Origin of the sequence: Streptomyces sp. NBC_01237 (assembly GCF_035917275.1) — a bacterium.
Lineage (GTDB): Bacteria > Actinomycetota > Actinomycetes > Streptomycetales > Streptomycetaceae > Streptomyces.
The window spans coordinates 5,082,345-5,105,168 of the sequence record NZ_CP108508.1; the positions used below are offsets into that span (position 1 = coordinate 5,082,345).

The 22,824-nt window shown below is 70.9% G+C and carries 20 protein-coding genes; 10 read left to right on the plus strand and 10 right to left on the minus strand.

The window, feature by feature from the left end; genetic code table 11:
• The first annotated feature begins 117 nt into the window (after positions 1–117).
• Complete coding sequence (locus OG251_RS22625; RefSeq protein WP_326678874.1) at positions 118–762, plus strand: HAD family hydrolase; 645 nt, start codon at positions 118–120, stop codon at positions 760–762.
• Positions 763–902: 140 nt separating this feature from the next.
• Here the strand turns inward: OG251_RS22625 and OG251_RS22630 are convergent, their stop codons facing one another.
• Positions 903–1,142 (minus strand): hypothetical protein, encoded by a 240-nt coding sequence (locus OG251_RS22630; RefSeq protein WP_266803777.1) that lies wholly within the window; start codon positions 1,140–1,142, stop codon positions 903–905.
• A gap of 168 nt (positions 1,143–1,310) precedes the next feature.
• Between OG251_RS22630 and OG251_RS22635 the strand changes: the two genes are divergently transcribed.
• The gene (locus OG251_RS22635; protein WP_323137823.1) at positions 1,311–1,694 is read left to right on the plus strand and encodes a cold-shock protein; all 384 of its coding nucleotides are present in this window, start codon (positions 1,311–1,313) and stop codon (positions 1,692–1,694) included.
• Between the two features lie 53 nt (positions 1,695–1,747).
• On the opposite strand, the gene OG251_RS22640 is transcribed toward OG251_RS22635, so the two are convergent.
• The 4 genes from OG251_RS22640 to OG251_RS22655 are packed head-to-tail and all read right to left on the minus strand — an operon-like array spanning position 1,748 to position 5,288.
• Entirely contained in the window at positions 1,748–2,614 is an 867-nt protein-coding gene (locus OG251_RS22640; RefSeq protein WP_326678875.1) for a 1,4-dihydroxy-6-naphthoate synthase, read from the minus strand.
• Positions 2,589–3,305, minus strand: a complete 717-nt coding sequence (locus OG251_RS22645; RefSeq protein ID WP_326678876.1) for a futalosine hydrolase — start codon at positions 3,303–3,305, stop codon at positions 2,589–2,591. Before OG251_RS22645 ends, OG251_RS22640 begins: the two co-directional genes overlap by 26 nt.
• 39 nt (positions 3,306–3,344) lie before the next feature.
• A complete protein-coding gene (locus tag OG251_RS22650; RefSeq protein ID WP_266803758.1) occupies positions 3,345–3,824 on the minus strand; it encodes a DUF2771 domain-containing protein in 480 nt (159 codons plus the stop codon).
• A 27-nt stretch (positions 3,825–3,851) separates the two neighbouring features.
• On the minus strand, positions 3,852–5,288 hold the full coding sequence (locus OG251_RS22655) for an MFS transporter (protein ID WP_326678877.1): 1,437 nt from the start codon (positions 5,286–5,288) through the stop codon (positions 3,852–3,854).
• A 384-nt stretch (positions 5,289–5,672) separates the two neighbouring features.
• Here OG251_RS22655 and OG251_RS22660 point away from each other — a divergent pair, with 384 nt between their 5' ends.
• The 3 genes from OG251_RS22660 to OG251_RS22670 all read left to right on the plus strand — a co-directional run bounded on the left by OG251_RS22660 (position 5,673) and on the right by OG251_RS22670 (position 11,107).
• Positions 5,673–6,599 carry a DUF3027 domain-containing protein gene (locus tag OG251_RS22660; protein WP_326678878.1) on the plus strand — a complete coding sequence of 309 codons (927 nt, stop codon included), beginning with the start codon at positions 5,673–5,675 and terminating at the stop codon, positions 6,597–6,599.
• 209 nt (positions 6,600–6,808) lie between these two features.
• Entirely contained in the window at positions 6,809–10,018 is a 3,210-nt protein-coding gene (locus tag OG251_RS22665) for a sacsin N-terminal ATP-binding-like domain-containing protein (protein ID WP_326681364.1), read from the plus strand.
• A 222-nt stretch (positions 10,019–10,240) separates the two neighbouring features.
• Positions 10,241–11,107: a DUF5707 domain-containing protein gene (locus OG251_RS22670; RefSeq protein ID WP_326678879.1), complete on the plus strand. Its 867-nt coding sequence runs from the start codon at positions 10,241–10,243 to the stop codon at positions 11,105–11,107.
• A gap of 111 nt (positions 11,108–11,218) precedes the next feature.
• On the opposite strand, the gene OG251_RS22675 is transcribed toward OG251_RS22670, so the two are convergent.
• Together OG251_RS22675 and OG251_RS22680 are read right to left on the minus strand one after the other, a co-directional pair.
• Positions 11,219–13,735, minus strand: coding sequence for an HAD-IC family P-type ATPase (locus tag OG251_RS22675; RefSeq protein WP_326678880.1), 2,517 nt, complete (start codon positions 13,733–13,735; stop codon positions 11,219–11,221).
• A gap of 119 nt (positions 13,736–13,854) precedes the next feature.
• Complete coding sequence (locus tag OG251_RS22680) at positions 13,855–14,172, minus strand: DUF2530 domain-containing protein (RefSeq protein WP_326678881.1); 318 nt, start codon at positions 14,170–14,172, stop codon at positions 13,855–13,857.
• 236 nt (positions 14,173–14,408) lie between these two features.
• Here OG251_RS22680 and OG251_RS22685 point away from each other — a divergent pair, with 236 nt between their 5' ends.
• Entirely contained in the window at positions 14,409–15,863 is a 1,455-nt protein-coding gene (locus OG251_RS22685) for an NCS2 family permease (protein ID WP_326678882.1), read from the plus strand.
• A 28-nt stretch (positions 15,864–15,891) separates the two neighbouring features.
• Here the strand turns inward: OG251_RS22685 and OG251_RS22690 are convergent, their stop codons facing one another.
• Positions 15,892–16,104 (minus strand): ribbon-helix-helix protein, CopG family, encoded by a 213-nt coding sequence (locus tag OG251_RS22690; protein WP_326678883.1) that lies wholly within the window; start codon positions 16,102–16,104, stop codon positions 15,892–15,894.
• A 135-nt stretch (positions 16,105–16,239) separates the two neighbouring features.
• On the opposite strand from OG251_RS22690, the gene OG251_RS22695 reads away from it, so the two are divergent.
• Both OG251_RS22695 and OG251_RS22700 read left to right on the plus strand, forming a co-directional pair.
• Positions 16,240–16,680, plus strand: coding sequence for a MarR family winged helix-turn-helix transcriptional regulator (locus tag OG251_RS22695; RefSeq protein ID WP_073718624.1), 441 nt, complete (start codon positions 16,240–16,242; stop codon positions 16,678–16,680).
• Positions 16,681–16,770: 90 nt separating this feature from the next.
• Entirely contained in the window at positions 16,771–18,105 is a 1,335-nt protein-coding gene (locus OG251_RS22700) for an MFS transporter (protein WP_326678884.1), read from the plus strand.
• A gap of 64 nt (positions 18,106–18,169) precedes the next feature.
• On the opposite strand, the gene OG251_RS22705 is transcribed toward OG251_RS22700, so the two are convergent.
• The gene (locus OG251_RS22705) at positions 18,170–18,754 is read right to left on the minus strand and encodes a Uma2 family endonuclease (protein ID WP_326678885.1); all 585 of its coding nucleotides are present in this window, start codon (positions 18,752–18,754) and stop codon (positions 18,170–18,172) included.
• Positions 18,755–18,856: 102 nt separating this feature from the next.
• Between OG251_RS22705 and thpR the strand changes: the two genes are divergently transcribed.
• Positions 18,857–19,429 carry an RNA 2',3'-cyclic phosphodiesterase gene (thpR, locus tag OG251_RS22710; RefSeq protein ID WP_326678886.1) on the plus strand — a complete coding sequence of 191 codons (573 nt, stop codon included), beginning with the start codon at positions 18,857–18,859 and terminating at the stop codon, positions 19,427–19,429.
• Between the two features lie 142 nt (positions 19,430–19,571).
• On the opposite strand, the gene OG251_RS22715 is transcribed toward thpR, so the two are convergent.
• Positions 19,572–20,432 (minus strand): aldo/keto reductase, encoded by an 861-nt coding sequence (locus OG251_RS22715; protein WP_326678887.1) that lies wholly within the window; start codon positions 20,430–20,432, stop codon positions 19,572–19,574.
• A gap of 71 nt (positions 20,433–20,503) precedes the next feature.
• Here OG251_RS22715 and OG251_RS22720 point away from each other — a divergent pair, with 71 nt between their 5' ends.
• Positions 20,504–22,153: a recombinase family protein gene (locus tag OG251_RS22720; protein ID WP_326681365.1), complete on the plus strand. Its 1,650-nt coding sequence runs from the start codon at positions 20,504–20,506 to the stop codon at positions 22,151–22,153.
• The last annotated feature ends 671 nt before the right edge of the window (positions 22,154–22,824 follow it).

Below are 22,824 nucleotides of genomic sequence, written 5' to 3' on the forward strand. Positions count from 1 at the left end.
GGGACGTGTGGTGGTGTGGCACGTCGGCCGCGGGCACGGGTGCGGGACAAGTAAGGCTTAGCTAAGTCATCAGTCTAAGCGGCGCGATTTCGTGGGCCCAGGGGGCCGGTCGGCACAATGGCCACCATGGCTTCGCACACGTCTTCGCATCCCCTGACGGTCGGCTTCGACCTCGACATGACGCTCATCGACTCCCGGCCCGGCATCAGGGCCAACTACCGGGCGCTGTCGGTCGAGACGGGCGTGCCGATCGACGCCGACCTGGTCGTCAGCAGGCTCGGCCCGCCCGTGGAGGACGAGCTGGCGAACTGGTACCCGGCCCACGAGGTGGCCGCGACCGCCGACCGCTACCGGGAGATCTATCCCACACACGCGATCACCCCGACCCCGGCCCTGCCCGGCGCGCGGGAGGCCATCGGGGCGGTGCGGGCGCTGGGCGGCCGGACGCTCGTCGTCACCGCCAAGTACGAGCCGAGCGCGCGACTGCACCTCTCCCACCTCGGGATCGAGCCGGACGCGCTGATCGGACGGCTCTGGGCGGAGGCCAAGGCGCGGGCGCTGCTCGAACACGGCGCGCAGGTGTACGTCGGCGACCACACCGGGGACGTGCGGGGAGCCCGCGCGGCCGGCGCGCTGTCGGTCGGCGTCACGACGGGCCCGTGCGACGCGGCCGAACTGCGGGAGGCGGGCGCGGACGTGATCCTCTCGGATCTCACGGAGTTCCCGGCCTGGCTGCGTACGTTCGCGGAGACCCGCGGCTGAGGCGAGACGCACCGCGACCGGACGCACCGCGACCGGACGCACCGCGACGGGACGGGCGGGACGCCGCGCGCCGGGCCCGGTGCGCGGCTGACGCGGGACGACGCTTCGGGGGCGGTGCGGGGCGTCCGTCCCGTGCCGCGTTACGAGCGGCTCGCGGCTCGCTTCGGGGAGCTGGTCCAGGCCGACCGCACGACCCCCGCCGCCGCGATCAGGAACCCCACGCCCATCAGCATGCAGACCGCGTACGCGATCGAGGGGAACGGGTCCGTACCCAGGAAAAGTGGGGCCACTGTGACCAGTGTGGCCAGTGCGCCGACGAAGAAAACGATCGCGCCGACCTGAACCAGCCGGTCACCTGCGCCAGAAGGAGTAGTACTCACCCCGCCAGGGTAGTTCCCAGCCCGGAGGAACCGTCCGGCGACGTCTTGTCACCGGCCCCAGGGCCATTAGCCTGGGACCCGGCGGGTCATGGGGACCCGCTGTACTGCTATCCGGAGCCGTTTTCCCGGCTCTCCCGCGCACCGACGAGTACGAGGACGAGGACAGACGTGCCCACCGGCAAGGTCAAGTGGTTCAACAGCGAGAAGGGCTTCGGCTTTCTCTCCCGCGACGACGGCGGCGACGTCTTCGTCCACTCGTCGGTACTCCCTGCCGGCGTCGAGGTGCTCAAGCCGGGCCAGCGGGTGGAGTTCGGCGTTGTCGCAGGCCAACGCGGTGACCAGGCACTGTCCGTGGCGATCCTCGACCCCACACCGTCCGTCGCGGCCGCGCAGCGCCGCAAGCCGGACGAGCTGGCGTCGATCGTCCAGGACCTGACCACGCTCCTGGAGAACATCACGCCGACGCTGGAGCGGGGCCGCTACCCCGACAAGGTCGCGGGCGGGAAGATCGCGGGTCTGCTGCGGGCGGTCGCCGACCAGCTCGACGTGTAGTCCGGCGCGCGGCCCGGCACCGCGGGCCGCGTCAGGGGAACGACGGAGCGCCGTCAGGGAAATGCCAGAGCGTCCGGGCCGAGGGGCGGAACGAGCCCCTCGGCCGCGGCGCGCGTCAGCAGACCGCGGATCGCCGCGTAGCCGTCCTCGCCGAGGCCGGCCGTGAACTCGTTGACGTAGAGCCCGATGTGCTGGTCGGCCACGGCCGGGTCCATCTCCTGGGCGTGCTCCAGGACGTAGGGCCGTGAGACCTCCGGCGCGTCCCAGGCCATCCGCACCGATGTGCGCACCGATTCGGCCAGCCGTTCCAGCTTTTCGGCGCCCAGCGAGCGCTTGGCGATGATCGCGCCGAGCGGGATCGGCAGACCGGTGGTCTCCTCCCAGTGCCGTCCCATGTCCGCCAGGTTGTGCAGGCCGTAGTTCTGATACGTGAAACGCGCCTCGTGGATGACCAGACCGGCGTCCACCTTGCCGTCCCGCACCGCGGGCATGATCTCGTCGAACGGCATGACGACGACCTCGCCGACCCCGCCCGGTACGACCTCCGCCGCCCAGAGCCGGAAGAGCAGATAGGCGGTGGAGCGCTCGCTCGGTACGGCGACGGTCCGGCCGGTCAGATCCGTACCCGGCTCCTTCGTCAGCACGAGCGGCCCGCAGCCCCGCCCCAGCGCGCCGCCGCACGGCAGCAGCGCGTACTCCTCCAGCACCCAGGGCAGCACGGCGTACGAGACCTTCAGCACGTCGAGCTCACCTCGCTCGGCCATGCCGTTGGTGATGTCGATGTCGGCGAAGGTGACGTCGAGGGCGGGCGCGCCGGGGACCCGTCCGTGCGCCCAGGCGTCGAAGACGAAGGTGTCGTTGGGGCAGGGCGAGAACGCGATGCGCAACGCCGCGTCAGCTGAGTGAGTCGTTTCGGTCATGCCGGGTCCAACCTTCCAGTACGGCTGCTGTCTTCCCGAACGCCCCGGTGAGCGCGGCCAGCGCGTCGCCGATGCGCCAGGCGTCCCGGTCGCGGGGGCCGACGGCGTTCGAGACGGCCCGCAGTTCCAGTACCGGGACGCGGGCCCGGTCGGCGGCCTCGGCCACCCCGAAGCCCTCCATCGCCTCGGCGAGCGCACCCGGGTGCGCGGCGAGCAGGCCCGCGGCGCGGGCGGCCCCGCCGGTCACGGTGGAGACGGTGAGCACCGGTCCGGCCGCCGCTCCGGTGGCCGCCGCCACCTCCCGTACCAGCGCGGGCGGCGGCAGGAAGCGGTCCCGGCCGAAGCCGAGTCCGGTGACGGGCACGAAACCGTCCGGGGTCTCGGCGCCCAGGTCGGCGGCGACGAGCTCGGTCGCCACGACGAGCGAGCCGATGGGCGCGGCGGGGGCGAAACCGCCGCCGATACCGGCCGAGACGACCAGACCGTACGGTTCTCCGGGCGGCGCCGAGGCCAGCGCGAAGGCGGCCGATGCCGCCGCGGCGGCCGGTCCCACACCGCCCGCCAGGACGTCGAAGGCACCCGTGCGGTGCAGTTCGCCGCCCGGCACGTCAGCCACCGCCGCGGTGGCCCCGAACGCACGCGTGACCGCGTCCCGTTCCACCGGGACAGCGGTCACGACAAGCACACGCACGGAAGGGAGCCTCCGGGATCGGGCGGGATCAGGAGGGGGTCAGGACGTCTTCTTGAGCTCGAAGTGCCAGATGCCCGTGAGCTTCTTGCCCTTGGTCTCCACGATGGAGATCTGGGTCTTGTTCGAGGTCTCACCGGTCTGGCTGGCGAAGAAGGCGCTGCCGGGGATCGACCGGTAGGTCTTCTTGTACGGCTCCTGCTCGGCCTGCTGGCCGTTGATGAAGAGCGTCCAGCCGTTGTCGGCGATCTCGGGGTCGACGCCGAAGCGGACCTTGTCGTCCATCGCGACCTTGACGGACTTCTCGGCCTTCTTGTTGAGGCAGCCCTGGATGTCGGACTCCTTGAGGGCCTTGCCGTCGTTGTAGCAGGACGCCTCGGTGTTCACCGAGTTGTCGCCGACCGTCACGGTGGCGAGCGGCGTCGGCTTGTCGCAGGCGGACAGGACAAGGAGTCCCGCGGACACGGCACCAAGAGCGACGCCGATTCGACGGCCCTTACCGGAGAAGAACGCAACGGTCATGGGCCGAAGGCTATCGGTCGCCCCCGCTCATGCCACGCGGGGGTGCGGCGTGCCGCGCCGTGCGGCGCCCAGCAGCCCCCGTACGGAGGTGGCGGCACCCAGGGCGAGGATCGCCGAGGCGACCGACATGCCGAGTACTCCGTTGAGGGGCAGTGCGATGCCGATGCCGCCGCCGACTACCCAGGCCATCTGGAGCAATGTCTCGGACCGGGCGAAAGCGGACGTACGGACCTCTTCCGGGACGTCCCGCTGGATCATGGCGTCCAGCGACAGCTTCGACAGGGCCTGGGTGAAACCCGCCACCGCGGCGAGCGCGGCGACCATCACGGTGGAGAAGAACAGCGCGGCGAGCACGGCGACGCCCAGGGCGAGCCCGAGGACGGTCGCGATGATCACCTCGGGGCCGCGGGCCCGGAGCCAGGCGCCCACCGCCGTGCCGCAGGCGTTGCCGGCGCCGGCCGCGACACCGACGATGCCGAGCGAGACGGCGGCGCTCTGGCCCGCGAGCGGGTGCTCGCGCAGCAGGAAGGCCAGGAAGAAGATCAGGAAGCCGGAGAGGGCCCGGTGCGAGGCGTTCGCCTGGAGCCCGTGCAGGACGGAACCGCCGACGGAGCGCAGCCCGGGGCGCTTGTCCCGGACCGGCTTGTCGCCGTTCTTCCTGCCGAGGCGCCGGCCACCGCGCCCGGTGCGGGCCTTCGCGGCGGTGGGCTCGCCGTCCGCGCCGTGCGGGAGGATCAGGCGCGCCTTGCGCTCGCCCTTCGCGGAGTCGACCTTGGGCGGCAGCGTGAAGGCCAGGAACGTCCCCCCGAGGAAGATCGCGCACGCGCCGTAGAGCGGCCAGCCCGATCCGATGGTCTGGAGACCCGCCCCGATCGGGGCCGCCACACCCGTCGCCAGGAGTCCGGCCAGGGTGACCCGCGAATTGGCCTTCACCAGGGAGAAGCGGGGTGGCAGCAGACGCGGCACGACGGCGCTGCGGACGACCCCGTACGCCTTGGAGGCGACCAGGACGCCCAGCGCCGCCGGGTACAGCTCCAGGCCGCCGGTGGCGACCGCGCCCGACATGGTGATCGCCAGCACCGCCCGCGCGAACATCGCACCCGCCATCGCGGCGCGTCGGCCGTGCGGCAGCCGGTCCAGCAGCGGGCCGATCACCGGGGCGAGCAGGGTGAAGGGGGCCATCGTGATGGCCAGGTAGAGCGCGACCCGGCCGCGCGCCTCGTCCGTCGGGACGGAGAAGAACACCGTGGAGGCGAGCGCGACCGTGATCATCACGTCGCCCGCGCCGTTCACCGCGTGCAGTTCGATCAGTTTGCCGAGGCCGGATTCCCCGGCCCCATGGGCGTGTGTCGCCTTTCGAATGCCTTTCGCGGTGCCCGTGAACGGGGAGCGCAGGGCATGACCGATCGACCGGCCTGCCCTGCGGAGCGGGCCGGAACCGTCGTGCGACCTGGCGGCAGCCACCTCGTCATAGTGCCCCAACCCTCGCCCCGGTGAACCGTGATCGGGCACCGACGCGGCGCGGGGCGCCCCGTCGGACCAGTCACCGGACCGGTGATCGGACCGGTGATCGGCAGAATGGATACGGCACGTTTGGGACGGCAGGTGGGCGCGGAGCGGCGGAGAGGGTAGCGTGCGTAACGCGCCACCGGCGGTTGTTCTTGGCCGCGCGCCTCTCCGCGATCCCGCAGAATGGATGGCAGAAGGCGCGCCCGAGGCAGGCACAACGGGTGTGGACGTCGACGCGGCCCCCAGGTCCGCTCCGCCCACAGCTGTCATGGCCGAAAACAGCAATCGCACAGCAGCTGGCGCGCTCGTGAGACTGGCGTATGGAGAGAAGCGAGACCTGTGAGTGCTGCGACGACGCGAAGCCGTACGGCCCGTACCCCCGTTCCCGACCGCCTGTGCGCCGAGGCCGTAGACCTCGCCCGCGCGGCGGCCGAGGAAGCCGCCGCGCCAGGAGTGGTCGGTGAGCATGTGGGGGTCGTCTCCGAGGGAGACCGGGTCGTCACCCACTACTTCGAGTGCAAGGACCCCGGCTACCGGGGCTGGCGCTGGGCGGTGACGGTCGCCAGGGCCTCCCGCGCCAAGAACGTCACCCTGGACGAGACGGTGCTCCTGCCGGGCTCGGACGCGCTCCTGGCCCCCGAGTGGGTGCCGTGGAGCGAGCGCCTGCGCCCCGGCGACATGGGCCCCGGCGACCTGCTGCCCACCGAGGCGGAGGACCTTCGCCTGGAGCCCGGCTACACGGGCGAGGACGAGCCCCCGCCGAACTCCGCGGTCTCCGCGGACCTCGCGGACCTCGTCGAGTCGCAGGACGCGGAGCCGACGGCCCGGCCGGGCGCGACGCGCCGCGGTTCGATCGCCGCGGTCGCGGACGAGCTCGGCACACGGCGGGCGCGGGTGCTGTCCCGGTACGGGCTGTACGCGGCCGCGGACCGCTGGGACGAGGAGTTCGGGGCGAAGACCCCCATGGCGCAGGCAGCTCCGGCCACCTGTGTGACCTGTGCGTTCCTGGTGCCCATGGCGGGCTCGCTCAAGCAGGCGTTCGGCGTGTGCGCGAACGAGTTCGGCCCGGCCGACGGCCATGTGGTGTCGCTGGCGTACGGCTGCGGAGGTCACTCCGAGGCGGCGGTGATGCCGAAGCCGGCGAAGCCCGCGCCGCACGCGCTGGACACCCTCCAGGTGGACGAGTACGCGCTGCGCCCGGCGCGTGACAGCGGGTCCGTACCGGACGAGGCGGACGCGCCCACGGAGGATCTCGGCCACTCCTGACGGGCTCGACAGGCAAAGGACCCGGCCCGCCCGGCGATGGAGGACATCGCCGGGCGGGCTTGATTCTGTGCCTGCCCGCCGTCGCGGTACCTTCGGGCGCACACTGGGCGGCACGGGCACACGTGCCACACGGCAGTACGCGGCACACGTCGTGCCCGCCGCGCACAGGTCACGGGTCACCGGAACAGAGCGGAGTCGAGAGCGTGAGCATGAATGCGACCGAGGGGGCCGATCCGTTCGGGACGGCACGGCTGCGGCGCGGCGTGCTCGACGCCTGGGGGGCCGGCCCGGCCCGCTTCCGGGAGGACGCCAACGCCGAGGAGGACCTCGCGCTCGGCGGCTACCGTGACCGCCTCGTGGTCGAGCTGGCCCAGAACGCCGCCGACGCCGCCGCCCGCGCCCGTGTCCCGGGCCGGCTGCGGCTCACCCTGCACCCGGCGGCCCCCGGCGATCCGGACGCCCGCGCCGTCCTCGCCGCCGCCAACACCGGCGCCCCGCTGGACGCGACCGGCGTCGAGTCCCTGAGCACGCTGCGCGCCTCCGCCAAGCGGGAGGGGCACGAGTCCGCCGTCGGCCGGTTCGGCGTCGGGTTCGCCGCCGTCCTCGCCGTCAGCGACGAGCCCGCGGTCATCGGCCGGCACGGCGGCGTCCGCTGGTCCCTGGCCGAGGCCCGCGACCTGGCCCGGCAGGCGGCCATCGGCTCCCCCGGTCTCGGCGACGAACTGCGCCGCCGCGACGGCCACGTACCGCTGCTGCGGCTCCCGCTGCCCGCCGAGGGCACCGCACCGGACGGGTACGACACCGTCGTGGTGCTGCCGCTGCGCGACGGCACGGCCGAGGACCTCGTCGGCCGGCTGCTCACCGCGGTGGACGACGCACTCCTGCTCACCCTCTCCGGACTCGATGAGATCGTCATCGAAACCCCGGACGGCGTACGGACGTTGCGGCGCACCCAGCAGGGCCCGTACATCCACATCGACGACTCCGCGCACGGGACGAACCGCTGGCGCACCATCCTCGACCACGGCCCGGTCGAGCCCGCCCTGCTCGCCGACCGGCCCGTGGAGGAGCGGCTGCGTCCGCACTGGTCGGTCACCTGGGCCGTGCCCGTGGACGAACAGGGCGCCCCGCAGCACCCCCGTACCGCCCCCGTCGTCCACGCGCCCACCCCCACCGACGAACCCCTCGGCATCCCCGCGCTCCTCATCGCCTCGCTGCCGCTGGACACCAGCCGCCGCCACCCCGCGCCCGGCCCCCTCACCGACTTCCTGGTGGAGCGCGCGGCCGACGCGTACGCCGAACTGCTCGCCCAGTGGCAGCCGGTGTCCACGGGCACCGTCGACCTGGTCCCCGGGCCGCTCGGCAAGGGCGAGCTGGACGGCGCCCTGCGCGGCGCGATCCTCTCCCGGCTGCCCCGGATCGCGTTCCTGGAGGCCGCCGCGCCCCGGGACCCGGCGACCGAGCCCGACCGTTGGGACGACTGGGACAAGGACGACGCCCCGTCCGCACCGCGCGGGGCCACCACCGCCCTGCGGCCCGTCGAGGCCGAGATCGTCGAGGGCGTCGGCGCCGCGACCGTGCGGGTGCTCGCCGAGGTGCTGCCGTGCCTCCTGCCCGCCGGGCTGGAACGCCGCACCGAGCTGCGCACCCTCGGCGTCGCCCGCGTCCCGCTCACCGAGGCCGTCGACCGCCTCGCCGGACTGGAGCGCGACCCGTCCTGGTGGCGTCGGCTCTACGACAGCCTGACGGGCATCGACCCGGACCGGCTCTCCGGCCTCCCGGTCCCGCTCGCCGGGGCCCCCGACGCCCCCGCGGACCAGGCGCCCCGCACCACCATCGGCCCCCGCCAGGTCCTGCTGCCGCTCCCGGACGCCCTCCCCGGCCCCGTCATGGCCCGGCTGGCCCGGCTGGGACTGAAGGTCGCCCACCCGGACGCCGCCCATCCGCTCCTGGAGAAGCTGGGCGCCCTGCCCGCCACCCCGCGCGCCGTGCTGAGGACCCCGCAGGTGCGGGCCGCCGTCGCCGGTTCGCTGGACGCGGGGGAGATCTGGGACGAGGACGCGCTGGACGGCGACGAGCTCGCGGAGACCGTCCTCACCCTCGTACGGGACGCGGACCTGGCCCCCGGCGACGAGCCGTGGCTCGGCGCGCTGGCCCTGCCGGACGAGGACGGCGAGCCCGCGCCCGCCGGTGAACTCGTCCTGCCGGGAAGCCCGTTCGCCCAGGTCATGCGCGAGGGTGAACTGGCTCTGTGCGACGAGGAGCTGGCCGGCCGCTGGGGCGAGCAGCCGCTCACCGCGTGCGGGGTGCTGGCCACCTTCGCGCTGGTGCGGGCCACCGATGTGGTGCTCGACCCCGATGAACTGGAGCCTCGCGAGGGGGACTTCGCCGAACCGGACGACGCCGGGCTGCTCGACGCCGTCGACGTGTGGTGCGAGGACATCCTCGACCAGCTGCCCGACACCCCCGTGCCGCCCGTCGCCACCGAACTCGTCGCCGTCCGCGACCTGGACCTCGTCGACGACGACGCCTGGCCGCAGGCGCTCGCGATGCTCGCCCGGCCGCCGTTGCGCGACGCCCTGACCCACCCGGTGCGGGTGCTGCTCCCGGACGGCACGACGCAGTCCGTGCGCCCGTACACCGCCTGGTGGCTGCGCGACCACCCGGTGCTGGACGGCCGCCGCCCGGCGGGCCTGCGCGCGGCGGGGGGCGACCCGCGCCTCAACGGGCTCTACGACGCCGTCGACGCGTCCGGGTTCGACGATGCCCAGGTGCTGCGCGCGCTGGGCGTACGGACCTCGGTGGCCGCGCTCCTGGACGAGCCGGGCGGCGCCGCGGAACTGCTGGGGCGGCTCGCGGAGGAGGACCGCCCGGTCGGCCCCGTACAGCTGCACGCGCTCTACACGGCCCTGGCCGAACTGGACCCGCAGCAGGTCACGTTGGTCGACGAGCTGCGTGCGGTCGTGGACGGCGAGGTACGGGTGGTGGACGCGGCGGACGCCGTGATCGCCGACGCCCCCGACGTCCTGCCGCTGACCGAGGGCGTGGCCCTGCTGCCGGTCGCCCCGGCGCGCGCCGCCGAACTGGCCGACCTCTTCCAGGTGCGGCGGCTCGGCGAGACGATCGATGCCGAGGTGACGAGCGAGGGCGAGGAGCACCGCGTACCGGAATCGGTCCGGGTCCTGCTCGGTGCCGGGACCCCGGACGTGTACATCGAGCACGCCGAGCTGCGGGCGGGCGGCGTCGAGCTGGACTGGCGCCGCACCCCGGACGGCGCCGTGCACGCCGCCACGCTGGAGGGCGTCGCCGCGGGCCTGGCCTGGGCGGCCGGGCAGTGGCCGCGCCGCTTCGAGGTGGCGGCGCTGCTGGAGGATCCCTCGCGTACGGAGGAGCTGGCGCGGGACCGCTGGTTCGACTGAGCCGGGCGGGGCCGGGCGGGGACGGGCTGGGCGGGGACGGGCCGGGAGTGACGGGTCCGGAGCGACGGGTGCGGTGTGACTTTCACAGAAAAGTCATGGGTTCGTACAACCGTTCACACGTGTCGGAGGTCTGGTCTGTCGAGTCAGCAGACTCGCAGACCAGACGGGTCCCACCGGGTGAACGCGAAACCGTGGGCCCCCTGCTCCACATTTGGGGAACGCATGCGCATTCGTGCCACTGTTGCCGTAGCTACCGGCGCCCTGGCCCTGTCCGCTCTCACCCTTCCGGCCGCGCAGGCCGCGCAGGCCGACGACGGTCGTTCGTGGTCCCACGACTACAAGTTCTCGGCGCCGAAGGGCTCCGACACCGCGAAGGCGCGCCTCGGGGCCCGCGCCGCCGCGGCCGACACCTTCAAGGTGACCAAGATCGTCACCAACGGTGGCAAGCCCATCGTGGTCGGCACCACGGCGAAGAAGAAGATCTCCGTCTCGGTGACCGCCACCGACGCCGCGGGTGTGGGCGGCGTCGCCGCGTTCATCTGGGTCGGCAAGAACATCGACGACAAGGACAGCTTCGGGTTCGGACCCGAGGAGGGTGGCGTGAAGTGCAAGGCGGTCAACGCCACCACCACCACGTGCACGACGGCCCTCACGGTCGACCCGGGCTGGCTGATGAACTCCGACGCGCGTAACTGGCACGTCGGCGTCTCCGGCGTGGACGACAACGGCGAGGAGTACGACCACGACTCGCTCGCCTGGGTCAAGATGCAGCGGCTCTCCAAGCTGACGGTCAACGCCTCCCCGGAGCCCGTGAAGAAGGGCAAGACCATCACGGTCACCGGCAAGCTGACCCGTGCGAACTGGGACACCAGCACGTACAAGGGCTACAGCAAGCAGTCCGTGAAGCTCCAGTTCCGCAAGAAGAGCAGCAAGACCTACACGACGATCAAGACCATCAAGTCGAGCTCCACGGGCGCGCTGAAGACCACGGTCAAGGCCTCGGTCGACGGCTACTGGCGCTACAGCTTCGGCGGCACCTCCACCACCCCGGCCGTCTCGGCCGGCGCCGACTACCTCGACGTGAAGTAGTCACGCACCGGGCGTCTCCCAGGAGCTGCCCGAGGTGCCCGTCCGGGCACCGCCCGAGTCACCTTCCGAGGCACCCCGCACCGTCCAGGTGCGGGGTGCCTCGCGGCTTTCCTACGCCCCGAAGCGGCGGCCTACCCAGCGCCAGACGAACTCCAGGGCCGCCGCCGCCGCTGCCGCGATTCCCACGGCCGCCCACGGCATGGTCGTCCCCACCAGCTTCAGGGCGAAGAAGTTCTGGAGCCACGGCACGACCAGCACGATCAGGAACCCCAGGCCCATCGCCGCGACCAGGCAGACGCGCCACCAGGTGTACGGGCGGGCGATGATCGCCAGCACCCACATCGAGACCAGGAACAGCGTGAGCGTCGCCGCGCTCGTCTCGGCGTCCAGCGCGCCCGCGCCCGAGTAGTGGTGCCGGGCCAGCAGATACGTCACGAAGGTGGCGGCCGCCGCGATCACCCCGGACGGGATCGCGTACCGCATGACCCGGCGGACGAAGTGCGGCTGGGCCCGCTCCTTGTTCGGCGCGAGGGCGAGGAAGAACGCCGGTACGCCGATCGTCAGCGTGGACAGCAGTGTCAGATGGCGCGGCAGGAACGGGTACTCCACCTGGAAGCAGACCACCAGGACCGCCAGCAGCACCGAGTACACGGTCTTCGTCAGGAACAGCGTGGCGACCCGGGTGATGTTGCCGATCACCCGGCGGCCCTCGGCGACGACGGACGGCAGCGTCGCGAAGCTGTTGTTCAGCAGCACGATCTGCGCCACGGCACGCGTCGCCTCGGAGCCCGAACCCATCGAGACCCCGATGTCGGCGTCCTTCAGCGCGAGGACGTCGTTGACGCCGTCACCGGTCATCGCGACCGTGTGGCCGCGCGACTGGAGGGCCGCGACCATGTCCCGCTTCTGCTGCGGGGTGACCCGGCCGAAGACCGCGTTCTCCTCCATGGCCGTGGCCATGGCGTCGGGGTCGGTGGGCATCCGGCGCGCGTCCATCGTGTTCTCGGCGCCCGCGAGACCGAGCTTCCCGGCGACCGCGCCGACCGAGACCGCGTTGTCACCGGAGATCACCTTCGTGGCGACCCGCTGGTCGGCGAAGTAGGCCAGGGTCTCCGCGGCGTCCGGCCGCAGCCGCTGCTCCAGGACGACCAGGGCGGTGGGTACGGCCCCGTCGCCGACGCCGGGCCCGTCGAGAGCGCCGGAGGCGCGGGCCAGCAGCAGCACCCGCAGACCCTGCTCGTTCAGCTGCTCGATCTCGGCGAGCGTCGGGTCCTGGTCGGGGAGCAGCACATCGGGGGCGCCGAGCAGCCAGGCCGACTGCCGGCTGCCGCTCCCGCCGGTCCCGCCGGTCCCGCCGTCCGGGCTGCCGGTGTCGTCGCCGTCGCCCTCGTCGAACGCCGCCCCGCTGTACTTGCGCGCCGAGGAGAACGGCAGCGTGTCCGTGACGGCCCACCCCCCACCGTCCGGGTAGGCGTCGGCGATGGCCTTGAGGCTGGCGTTGGGCCGGGGGTCGGAGGCACCGAGGGCGCCCAGGACCCGGGACACGTATGCCTCGTCCGAACCGTTCAGCGGGCGCACCTCGGTGACGTCCATGCCGCCCTCGGTGAGGGTGCCGGTCTTGTCCAGGCAGACGACGTCGACGCGGGCCAGCCCCTCGATGGCGGGCAGTTCCTGCACCAGGCACTGCTTGCGGCCGAGCCGTACGACACCGATGGCGAAGGCGACCGAGGTGAGCAGGACCAGGCCCTCGGGGATCATCGGGACGATGCCGCCGACGGTCCGCGCGACGGACTCCTTGAAGTTGTTGTCCTTGACGACGAGCTGGCTGATGATCAGGCCGATCGCGGTCGGCACCATCATCCAGGTCACGTACTTCAGGATGGTGCTGATGCCGCTGCGCAGCTCGGAGTGGACGAGCGTGAAGCGGGACGCCTCCTCGGCGAGCTGCGCGGCGTACGCCTCGCGGCCGACCTTGGTGGCGGTGAACGCGCCGCCGCCCGCGACGACGAAGCTGCCGGACATCACCGGGTCGCCGTACCGCTTGATCACCGGGTCCGCCTCGCCGGTGAGCAGCGACTCGTCGATCTCCAGGCTGTCCGCCTCGGCGACCGTGCCGTCCACGACGACCTTGTCACCGGGGCCCAGTTCGATCAGATCGCCCAGGACGATCTCGGAGGTGGAGATCTCGGCGGCGGTCCCGTCGCGCCGCACGGTCGGCTTCGCCTCACCGATGACCGCGAGGCTGTCCAGGGTCTTCTTGGCACGCCACTCCTGGACGATGCCGATACCGGTGTTGGCGACGATCACGAAGCCGAAGAGGCTGTCCTGGATCGGCGCGACGAACAGCATGATCACCCAGAGCACGCCGATGATCAGGTTGAACCGGGTGAAGACGTTCGCGCGGACGATCTCGGTGAGGGAGCGCGAGGAGCGTACGGGTACGTCGTTGACCTCGCCGCGGGCGACCCGTTCGGCGACCTCGGCGGTCGTGAGCCCGCCGCTGTGCCGGGCCGAGGGTGGTGGCCGCATCGGGTGTACGGGGTCGAGTTCGGCTCCGGCGTCGATCATGGCCGGCCGGGGAGGTCCGGGGGTCTGCTCCCCGGAGGAGTCGAGTGCCCGCTGTGTCATGGTTCCGACGGTACGGGTGGGTGCGCCGGATTACCCGCCGGGGGTCGGAAGATCAGACCAGCGGAGGATCAAGTCGGTCCTGTGGTTGTACGGAACGCGCTCAGGAGGCGGGGGGCGCTTCAGGTGGTGGGAGAGGCGGGAGAGGCACCCGAGGCCCCGCCCGGGGTCCCGCCGTGGGCGGAGGCGGCGGCCTCGGCCGCGTGCCGCTTGAGCGCCGCGTCCCGGCCCCGCACGTACCAGATGCCGATCAGCCCGAGGCCGGCACCGGCCAGCGGGGTCCACACCCACCAGGTGTGTCCGTGGTCGGCGAACCAGCCGTAGAAGGGGAGCTGCGCGAGGAAGAGGATGAACCAGAGGATCGTGCCGCCCGTGATGGTGGCGACGACGGGACCCTCCAGGGGCTCGGGTGCCTCGTGCTTCGGTGTCCACTTCTCCATGAGCTCAGTGTATGGGCCGTTCGGGAACGGCCCAAGGACGCCCGTCGGACGTCCCCGGGGCCGTATACACCAGTGCCGCCGGGCCAGTCGGCCCAAGGGTCTACGCGCGGAGATAGCGATCTTCGCCTTATGTATTCATACTGAATCTGCTTTGGCTGGCTCGAATTATTCGTCTGAAAGTCCAAAGTTGATCGCTTTTCGTTCCTTGAACCCCCCTACGTACGACTGAGGTCACCATGTCCCCCGCGGCTACCGCTCAGGTCGACCCCGAGCAGCCTCCGGCCCCGCAGCCGCACGGCAGCCTGGACCGGTTTTTCAAGATCTCCGAGCGGGGGTCGTCGGTCGCCCGTGAGATCCGGGGCGGATTCGCCACGTTCTTCGCGATGGCCTACATCATCGTGCTCAACCCGATCATTCTCGGCAGCGCGAAGGACATGTACGGGCATCAGCTCGACAGCGGCCAGCTGGTCACCGCCACGGTGCTGACGGCGGCCTTCACCACGCTGCTGATGGGCGTCATCGGCAATGTGCCGATCGCGCTGGCCGCCGGACTCGGCGTCAACACCGTCGTCGCCCTCCAGCTCGCTCCCCGGATGAGCTGGCCGGACGCGATGGGCATGGTCGTCCTCGCGGGCTTCGTCGTGATGCTCCTCGTCGCGACCGGGCTGCGCGAACGCGTGATGAACGCCGTACCGAAGTCGCTCCGCAAGGGCATCGCGATCGGCATCGGTCTCTTCATCCTGCTGATCGGCCTGGTCGACTCGGGCTTCGTCTCCCGCATCCCGGACGCCGCGCACACCACCGTGCCGCTCCAGCTCGGCGGCGACGGTCACCTCAACGGCTGGCCGGTCCTGGTCTTCGTCCTCGGCGCGCTGCTCACCCTCGCGCTGATCGTCCGCAAGGTGCCGGGCGCGATCCTGATCTCCATCGTCTCCATGACGGTCGTCGCGCTGATCATCGACGCGATCGCCGATCTGCCGGGCCAGGCGTGGGGGCTGACCGTTCCCGCGTGGCCGGGCAACCCGGTCGCCTCGCCCGACTTCGGGCTGATCGGTGAGGTCAGCCTGTTCGGCGGCTTCGAGAAGGTCGGCGTTCTGACGGGCGTCCTGTTCGTCTTCACCGTGCTGCTGTCCTGCTTCTTCGACGCGATGGGCACCATCCTCGGTGTCGGTGACGAGGCGAAGCTGACGGACAAGGACGGCAACTTCCCCGGCATCAACAAGGTGCTGTTCGTCGACGGCATCGCGGTGGCCGCGGGCGGTGCGAGCTCCTCCTCCGCCTCGACCTGCTTCGTGGAGTCCACGGCCGGTGTCGGTGAAGGTGCCCGCACCGGGTTCGCGAGTGTGGTGACCGGTCTGCTCTTCACGGTGGCGCTGTTCCTGACGCCGCTGGCGACCATGGTCCCGTCGCAGGCGGCCACCCCCGCCCTGCTGGCGGTCGGCTTCCTGATCATCGCGGGCTCGGTGCGGGACATCGACTGGAGCGACTACACGCTCGCGATCCCGGCCTTCCTCGCCATGGTGATGATGCCGTTCACGTACTCGATCACCAACGGCATCGGCATCGGCTTCATCGCCTTCAGCGTGCTGCGGCTGGCGGCCGGCCGAGGCCGTGAGGTCCCGGTGGCGATGTACGTGGTGTCGGCGGTGTTCGTCTTCTACTACGCGATGCCGGCTCTCGGCCTCACATGATCGGTGGCGGCGTCCTGCCCGGAGCGGCTCAGGTGAGCCGGTTCGCCGGGTCGACCCGGGCCTCGGCCCCGTAGAACTTCTCCGTTTCGTCGACGGCCGCGTGGAAGCGCTCGTCGAAGTCGTCGCGAATGAGCGTCCGGACCACATAGTCCTGGACGCTCATTCCGCGTTTTGCGGCGTGCTGCCGGAGCCGGTCGAGCAGCTCACCGTCTATCCGCAGGCTGAGCACTGTCGATCCCATGACAAGCAGGGTCGCCGCCCTGGCGCACGCTCGGTGTCACTTTCCGCTTCCGAATCACTCGTTCGGGTGAGCAGATTCTCGCGCGTGTACCACCCGAGTGGTATTTAGGGTAGGTAATGAGTTACGCTAACAAACATGCCTGACCTGATCCACGACGGCGACAGTGCCGCCGCCGTGAGCTCCCTTCGCTCCGCCGTGATGCTGCTGAGCCGACGTCTGAAGCACCAGCGTGTCGACGAGTCGCTGAGCCCGACAGAGATGTCGGTGCTCGGCACCCTTGCCCGTTGCGGTTCCGCCACCCCCGGTGAGCTGGCCCGCAAGGAGCACGTGCAGCCGCCGTCGATGACCCGCATCGTCGCCCTGCTCGAAGCCAAGGGACTGGTCCGGCTCGAACCGCACCCCGATGACCGTCGGCAGAAGATGGTCAGCCAGACCGAGCAGGCCGAGGCCATGCTCCTGGAGAGCCGCACCAAGCGGAACGCCTGGCTGACCACCCTCGCCGAGGGCCTGGACGAGGACGAGTGGGACACGCTGCGGGCCGCGGCGCCCGTGCTGGAGAAGCTTGCCCACCTGTGACCCCACGGGCGCCCCGGACCACAGCCGGAGCGCCCGCTGTCACGTCCCCGTCGGACAGCACGCCGTATACGCCCGAGGAGGCGAACCCTTTTGAGTACGGGATCCGGAGCAGACTCCGCCCCCGCACCGACGTCCACCCACGAGAGCAAGACCGGCGGGACCTTCTCGTCGCTGAAGATCCGCAACTACCGCCTGTTCGCCACGGGCGCCGTGATCTCCAACACCGGTACCTGGATGTCCCGCATCACGCAGGACTGGCTCGTCCTGAGCCTCACCGGTTCCGCCACCGCCGTCGGTATCACGACGGCGTTGCAGTTCCTCCCCATGCTTCTCTTCGGTCTGTACGGCGGAGTGATAGCCGACCGCCTCCCGAAGAGGCAGATCCTGCTCGTCAGCCAGGCCATGCTCGGTCTCTGCGGCATCGCACTCGCCGTCCTGACCCTCTCCGGCGCCATCGAGGTCTGGCACGTCTATCTGATCGCGTTCCTGCTCGGCATGGTGACGGTCGTGGACAACCCGGCCCGCCAGTCGTTCGTCTCCGAGATGGTCGGCCCCGCGCAGCTGCGCAACGCCGTCAGCCTCAACTCGGCGAACTTCCAGTCCGCCCGGCTCATCGGCCCCGCCGTCGCGGGTGTCCTGATCACCACGGTCGGCAGCGGCTGGGCCTTCATGTTCAACGGCCTGTCCTTCCTCGCGCCGCTCATCGGCCTGCTGATGATGCGCACGGACGAGATGCACGCCTCGGTGACCGTCCCCCGCGCCAAGGGCCAGCTGCGCGAAGGACTGCGTTACGTCTCCGGGCGCCCGGACCTGATCTGGCCGATCGTCCTGGTCGGCTTCGTCGGCACGTTCGGCTTCAACTTCCCGATCTGGCTCACCGCCTTCGCGGACGAGATCTTCCACGGCGGGGCCGGGATGTACTCGTTCTTCAACATCCTGATGGCGGCCGGCTCCCTGGCCGGCGCCCTGCTCGCCGCCCGCCGCCGCTCCACCAGGCTGCGGATGCTGGTGGCCGCGGGCACGGCCTTCGGGCTGCTGGAGATCGCCGCGGCCCTGTCGCCCTCGGTCTGGCTCTTCGCCATCCTGCTGGTCCCGATCGGCATGATCGGCCTGACGACCAACATCACCGCGAACACCAGCGTCCAGATGGCCGCCGACCCCGAGATGCGGGGCCGGGTGATGAGCCTCTACATGATGGTCTTCGCCGGGGGCACGCCGGTAGGCGCCCCGATCGTCGGCTGGATCAGCGACACGTACGGCGCCCGCACGGGTTTCGCGGCGGGCGGCGCGATCTCGATGGTCGCCGCCCTGGCGGTCGGCTTCATGCTGGCCCGCGTCGGCGGCCTGCGCCTCAAGGTCGACCTCCGTCCGGGCCGCCCGCACGTTCGGTTCGTCCCGCGCGAGCAACTGGCGACGGCTGCGTGAGCACACCGGAACCGCCCTCTTCCCCCACGGGGAGGAGGGCGGTTCCGCGCATATGGGCGTGCGGTCAGTCGCGGGGGAACGCGTCGGTCCTGAGGGTGAGGCCGACGGGGGTGTCGGTCAGGTCGACCGGGGTGCCGAAGTCGAAACCCACCACACCGCGGTACTCGTCGTCCTTCGGGAGCGTGTGGAGATGCCACGTGCCCTTGTACGGGTCGACGATGAGGTACACGGGTACACCGGCGGTGGCGTATGTGGCCTTTTTGGAGCCGTAGTCGTTGGCGGCGGTGTCCTTGGAGATCACCTCGGCGATGAACTCGATGTCCTGGTATCGCCACCGGCCCTTCTCGTCCTTCGCGGCGCCCTCGGTCAGGGCGACGACGTCGGAGGCGAAGCCGTTGAGCCGCCCGGGGAAATCGATGCGTACGTCGGATTTCAGCTGCTTGCGGGAGTACGCGGCACGCAGCTGCTCGACGATGTCGAAGATGATCTCCCAGTGGGTGTCCCGCTGCGGCGAGATGTAGACGTTCCCCTCGACGATCTCTACCTTGAATCCCTCGGGGGTGGGCTCAAGCCACTCGAACATCATGTCCAGGGTGCGCTCGTCGCTCTCTTCGGCCATCTCGATCCTGTCGGTGTCTACGACGGTCATCGTGACGCTCCTCCCCGCCGCCGCACGGGCGTGCGGGCAGCCGCGTAGTGCAACGATACGCACGGGCCCCGGGACACGCCGGGAGCTGCCAGACTCGCGCGCATGAGCAGTCAGAGACTCTTCGCGGCCGTTCTGCCGCCCGCCCCGGCCGTCGCGGAGCTGCGGCGGGCCGTCGCCCCGCTCCACGAGCTGCCCGGTGCGCGGGACCTGCGCTGGACGGCGCCCGAGGGCTGGCACTACACGCTCGCGTTCCTCGGCGAGGTGGACGAGGACGTGCTGCCCGAGCTGTACGGGCGGATGGAGCGCGCCGCGCACCGCACCGAGCCGTTCCCCCTCCGCGTGCACGGCGGCGGACGGTTCGACGGACGGGCGCTGTGGGCCGGGGCGGCGGGCGGGCTCGACACGCTCAGGCTGCTCGCCGAGCGCGCCGACGCCGCCGCCCGCCGGGCCGGGCTGCCGATGGAGGAGCACCGCCGCTACACCCCGCACCTCACCCTGGCCCGCAGCCGGACCCCGGCCGACCTGACCGCGTTCACGGCCGTGCTCGACGGCTTCGAGGGGCAGCACTGGGAGGCGGGTGAGCTGAGTCTCGTACGGAGCAACCTGCCCGTGGCGGGAGTGCCCGGGGAGCAGCCGCGGTACGAGGTGACGCGAGCCTGGCCGCTGGGCCGGTGAGCGGTGCGGTTAGGCTCGAAGCGTGGATCCGAAGACCAGAAACCGCATCATGGCCGCCGTACTCGTGCTGATGTTCGCCGTTGTCGCCGTGGCGGCCGCCCTCGGAGGATGACGACGGCCGCCTGACGGCACCGGCACCCGGCTACCAGGCGAAGTTCTCCGGCGACGGGCCCGGACCGGGGAAGATCTCCTCCAGCGAGGCCAGCACCTCGTCCGAAAGCTCCAGCTCGACCGCGCGCAGCGCCGAGTCGAGCTGCTCACCCGTGCGCGGGCCCGAGATCGGACCGGTGACGCCCGGCCGGGTCAGCAGCCAGGCCAGCCCCACCTCGCCGGGCTCCAGACCGTGCTTCGCGAGCAGGTCCTCGTACGCCTGGATCTGCGCCCGTACCTTCGGGTCGGCGAGCGCGTCGGCGGACCGGCCCGTGGTGGACCGGGCGCCACCGCCCTCGCGCTCCTTGCGGATCGCGCCGCCGAGCAGTCCGCCGTGCAGCGGCGACCACGGGATGACCCCGAGGCCGTACTCCTGGGCGGCCGGGATGACCTCCATCTCGGCCTCGCGCTGCATCAGGTTGTAGATGCACTGCTCGCTGACCAGGCCGTAGCTGCCTCGCTGCCGGGCCCGCTCATTGGCCTGGGCGATCTTGTAGCCCGAGAAGTTGGACGAGCCCGCGTAGGGGATCTTGCCCTGCTGGATCAGTACGTCGATGGCCTGCCAGATCTCGTCGATCGGGGTGGACCGGTCGACGTGGTGGAACTGGTACAGGTCGATGTGGTCCGTCTGGAGCCGCTTGAGGCTGGCGTCGACGGCCCGCCGGATGTTGAGTGCGGAGAGCTTGTCGTGGTTGGGCCACGCCTCGCCGTCCGGGCCCATGTTGCCGTAGACCTTGGTGGCGAGGACGACCTTGTCACGACGGTCGCCGCCCTGGGCGAACCAGGTGCCGAGGATCTCCTCGGTGCGCCCCTTGTTCTCGCCCCACCCGTAGACATTTGCCGTACCAAACAATTCATTTTGACGCCGTGCCTGCCGGGGCCCTAGCGTCGATCTCCAAGCACCACAGGGGATGGGGAGAGCAAGTGGCAAGAGTCCTGGGAGTAGTCCGCCTGTCGAAGGTGTCGGACGAGACCACATCGCCGGAGCGCCAGCGCCGATCGGTTCAACGATGGGCTGACCAGGAAGGGCACGTCGTTGTCGGGTGGGTCGAGGACATCGACGTATCCGGCGGTGTCGAGCCTTGGAAGCGCCCGGAGTTCAGTAAGTGGCTGCCTTCTACGATCGGCAAAGAGGTGAGCTCGATCGAGCACCGGATCGCGCTGGAGGAGTCCCGGGCCGACGAGTACGACATCATCTGCGCGCTGAAGCTCGACCGCCTCTCCCGGCGTGTGCTCCACGTGCACACACTCGTGGAGTGGTGTGAGAAGCACGGCAAGGAGGTCGCCACCGTCGAGGACGGGATCAACCTGAACACGCAGATGGGCAAGCTGCTGTTCAGCCTGATCGCCTCCTTCGCGGAAGGGGAGCTCGAAGCCATCAAGGCCCGGGCGAAGTCCTCGTACAACCACTTGGTGAAGGAGGGGCGCTGGCGCGGTGGTCGGATCCCGTACGGCTACCGGGCGGAGAAGCAGGACACCGGTGACGGCTGGCGTCTGGTCCTGGACGACTACGGAACGGACACCGCCGGGACGCTGCGCGAAATCGTCCGCCGGCTTATCGAGGGCGAGTCGGCGAACAGCATCGCCCAGTGGCTCAACGAGGACCCGACCAAGACTCCGGTATCGCTCGACGCTCAGTTGATCAGGAACGGCAAGCCCCCGAAGGGCGGCCGGTGGACCGCTGCGAACACAGCCAAGGTGGTGCGCTCCCTGAACGTTCTCGGTCAGATGGAGGTGACGGAGGAAGTTGTTATCGACGGCCAGAAGACGAAGCGAACCCGCGTCGTCCGTGACACGGAGGGGCGCCCTCTCCAGCGGGCGGAGCCGCTGATCACTCAAGAGGAGTGGGAGCTAGCGAACAAGAAGCTGGACGAGAACACCAGCAAGCGCAACGGCAACCGGAAGGGCGGCTCCCCGATGCTCAGGGTCGCCTTCTGCACCTGCGGTGAACCCGCGTATCTCGGCCCGGGGCGGAACTGGCCCTACTACCGCTGTGCGTCCCGGACCACGCACAAGCCCTGCCCTACAGGCAGCAAGGGCATTGCGGCTCATGTGCTGGAGGGAGCCGTCGAGGAGGTCTTCCTGCGCGCGGCCGGTGATGTCGAGATCGTGCGGAAGGTCTTCCGCCCGGGCGTCGACTTCACGCGGGACATCGAGGAGGTCAACCGCGCGCTGGCAGAACTCCGGGAGGATCGCGAAGCCGGTCTCTACTCCAGTGAGCTGGGCAAGCAGGAGTACCGGGAGACGTACAAACGGCTGGACGCACGACGCGAGCAACTCATGGCCCAGCCCACCCGGCCGGACGGCTGGGACGAGATCCCGACGAATGAGACCTACCGCGAGCGCTGGGCAAAGCTGTCGACCCAGCACGAGAAGGGCAAGGAACTCCGGGCAGCCGGAGTCAGGGCGGTCATCCACGCCGAGAAGCTGCCGCCCCTGACTGCTGTGCAGGCCATGCCCCCGGAAGGACATGACGGCATGTGGCAGGAAGGAAAGGGCCGCGTGCAGGTCTTGATCCCGATGGACTTCAAGCGCCGCGTCCGGGACTTGGCGGCGGTGCACAGCGAGAGCTGACCGTCTCCTCCTTGGACGACAGGAGGGCCCCGCTACGGGCCCTCCCCTGCTCTGTAGGATTCCTGCCAGGTCGCCGCCGTCGCTCCCGACTGCACGAGACCGAGTCCAGGCCCGAAGCCTGGGCACCCTGTGAGGACCATGCCGGCCATGGCTGGTCCACCCCCGCGAAGAAAAGGAGGCACATGTCCCGCCACCAGGCGGGGGTAACTGGCGCATCCGTGCGCCGCACAGGAAGGAGCCGCGCTCAGTGGCTATCCACTTCGGTACCGGCCGCTCTTGGGGCGGGATCTCCCAGCACGAGTACCGGCGCATGGCCCAGGACTCCCGGCACCAGCTCGCCTACCGCGTCCACTTCGCCGCCCTCGGGTGGGCCGACTGCCAGGGCCACGCGAGCTTCGGTCCGGGGAAGTTGGCCGCTCTGCTGGGCAAGGAGGACCAGCCCCTGTCGGACCAGAGCGCGACCAATGCCGTCATCCGAGCGAAGCGGTTGGAGCTCGTGTCACCGCGATCCGGGGCCGCTTGCCTCGTTGTCCCTCCTCACCTCTTCCAGAAGAGGAAGGGCGCCCCGGTCCCTTGCCGCATCCACCAAGACCGATAGGCGCCGTTCCCGCGTGTAGTCCACACACGCCTCGCGTGTACCCATAGCGCCTCTGAGCTGCGGAAACGCAGGC

Bases quoted from the DNA above. Each gene is read 5' to 3' on its own strand.
- OG251_RS22625 (WP_326678874.1), top strand. From the start codon at position 118: ATGGCCACCATGGCTTCGCACACGTCTTCGCATCCCCTGACGGTCGGC.
- OG251_RS22640 (WP_326678875.1), bottom strand. From the start codon at position 2,614: ATGACCGAAACGACTCACTCAGCTGACGCGGCGTTGCGCATCGCGTTC.
- OG251_RS22650 (WP_266803758.1), bottom strand. From the start codon at position 3,824: ATGACCGTTGCGTTCTTCTCCGGTAAGGGCCGTCGAATCGGCGTCGCT.
- OG251_RS22665 (WP_326681364.1), top strand. From the start codon at position 6,809: ATGAATGCGACCGAGGGGGCCGATCCGTTCGGGACGGCACGGCTGCGG.
- OG251_RS22670 (WP_326678879.1), top strand. From the start codon at position 10,241: ATGCGCATTCGTGCCACTGTTGCCGTAGCTACCGGCGCCCTGGCCCTG.
- OG251_RS22675 (WP_326678880.1), bottom strand. From the start codon at position 13,735: ATGACACAGCGGGCACTCGACTCCTCCGGGGAGCAGACCCCCGGACCT.
- OG251_RS22680 (WP_326678881.1), bottom strand. From the start codon at position 14,172: ATGGAGAAGTGGACACCGAAGCACGAGGCACCCGAGCCCCTGGAGGGT.
- OG251_RS22685 (WP_326678882.1), top strand. From the start codon at position 14,409: ATGTCCCCCGCGGCTACCGCTCAGGTCGACCCCGAGCAGCCTCCGGCC.
- OG251_RS22690 (WP_326678883.1), bottom strand. From the start codon at position 16,104: ATGGGATCGACAGTGCTCAGCCTGCGGATAGACGGTGAGCTGCTCGAC.
- OG251_RS22695 (WP_073718624.1), top strand. From the start codon at position 16,240: ATGCCTGACCTGATCCACGACGGCGACAGTGCCGCCGCCGTGAGCTCC.
- OG251_RS22705 (WP_326678885.1), bottom strand. From the start codon at position 18,754: ATGACCGTCGTAGACACCGACAGGATCGAGATGGCCGAAGAGAGCGAC.
- thpR (WP_326678886.1), top strand. From the start codon at position 18,857: ATGAGCAGTCAGAGACTCTTCGCGGCCGTTCTGCCGCCCGCCCCGGCC.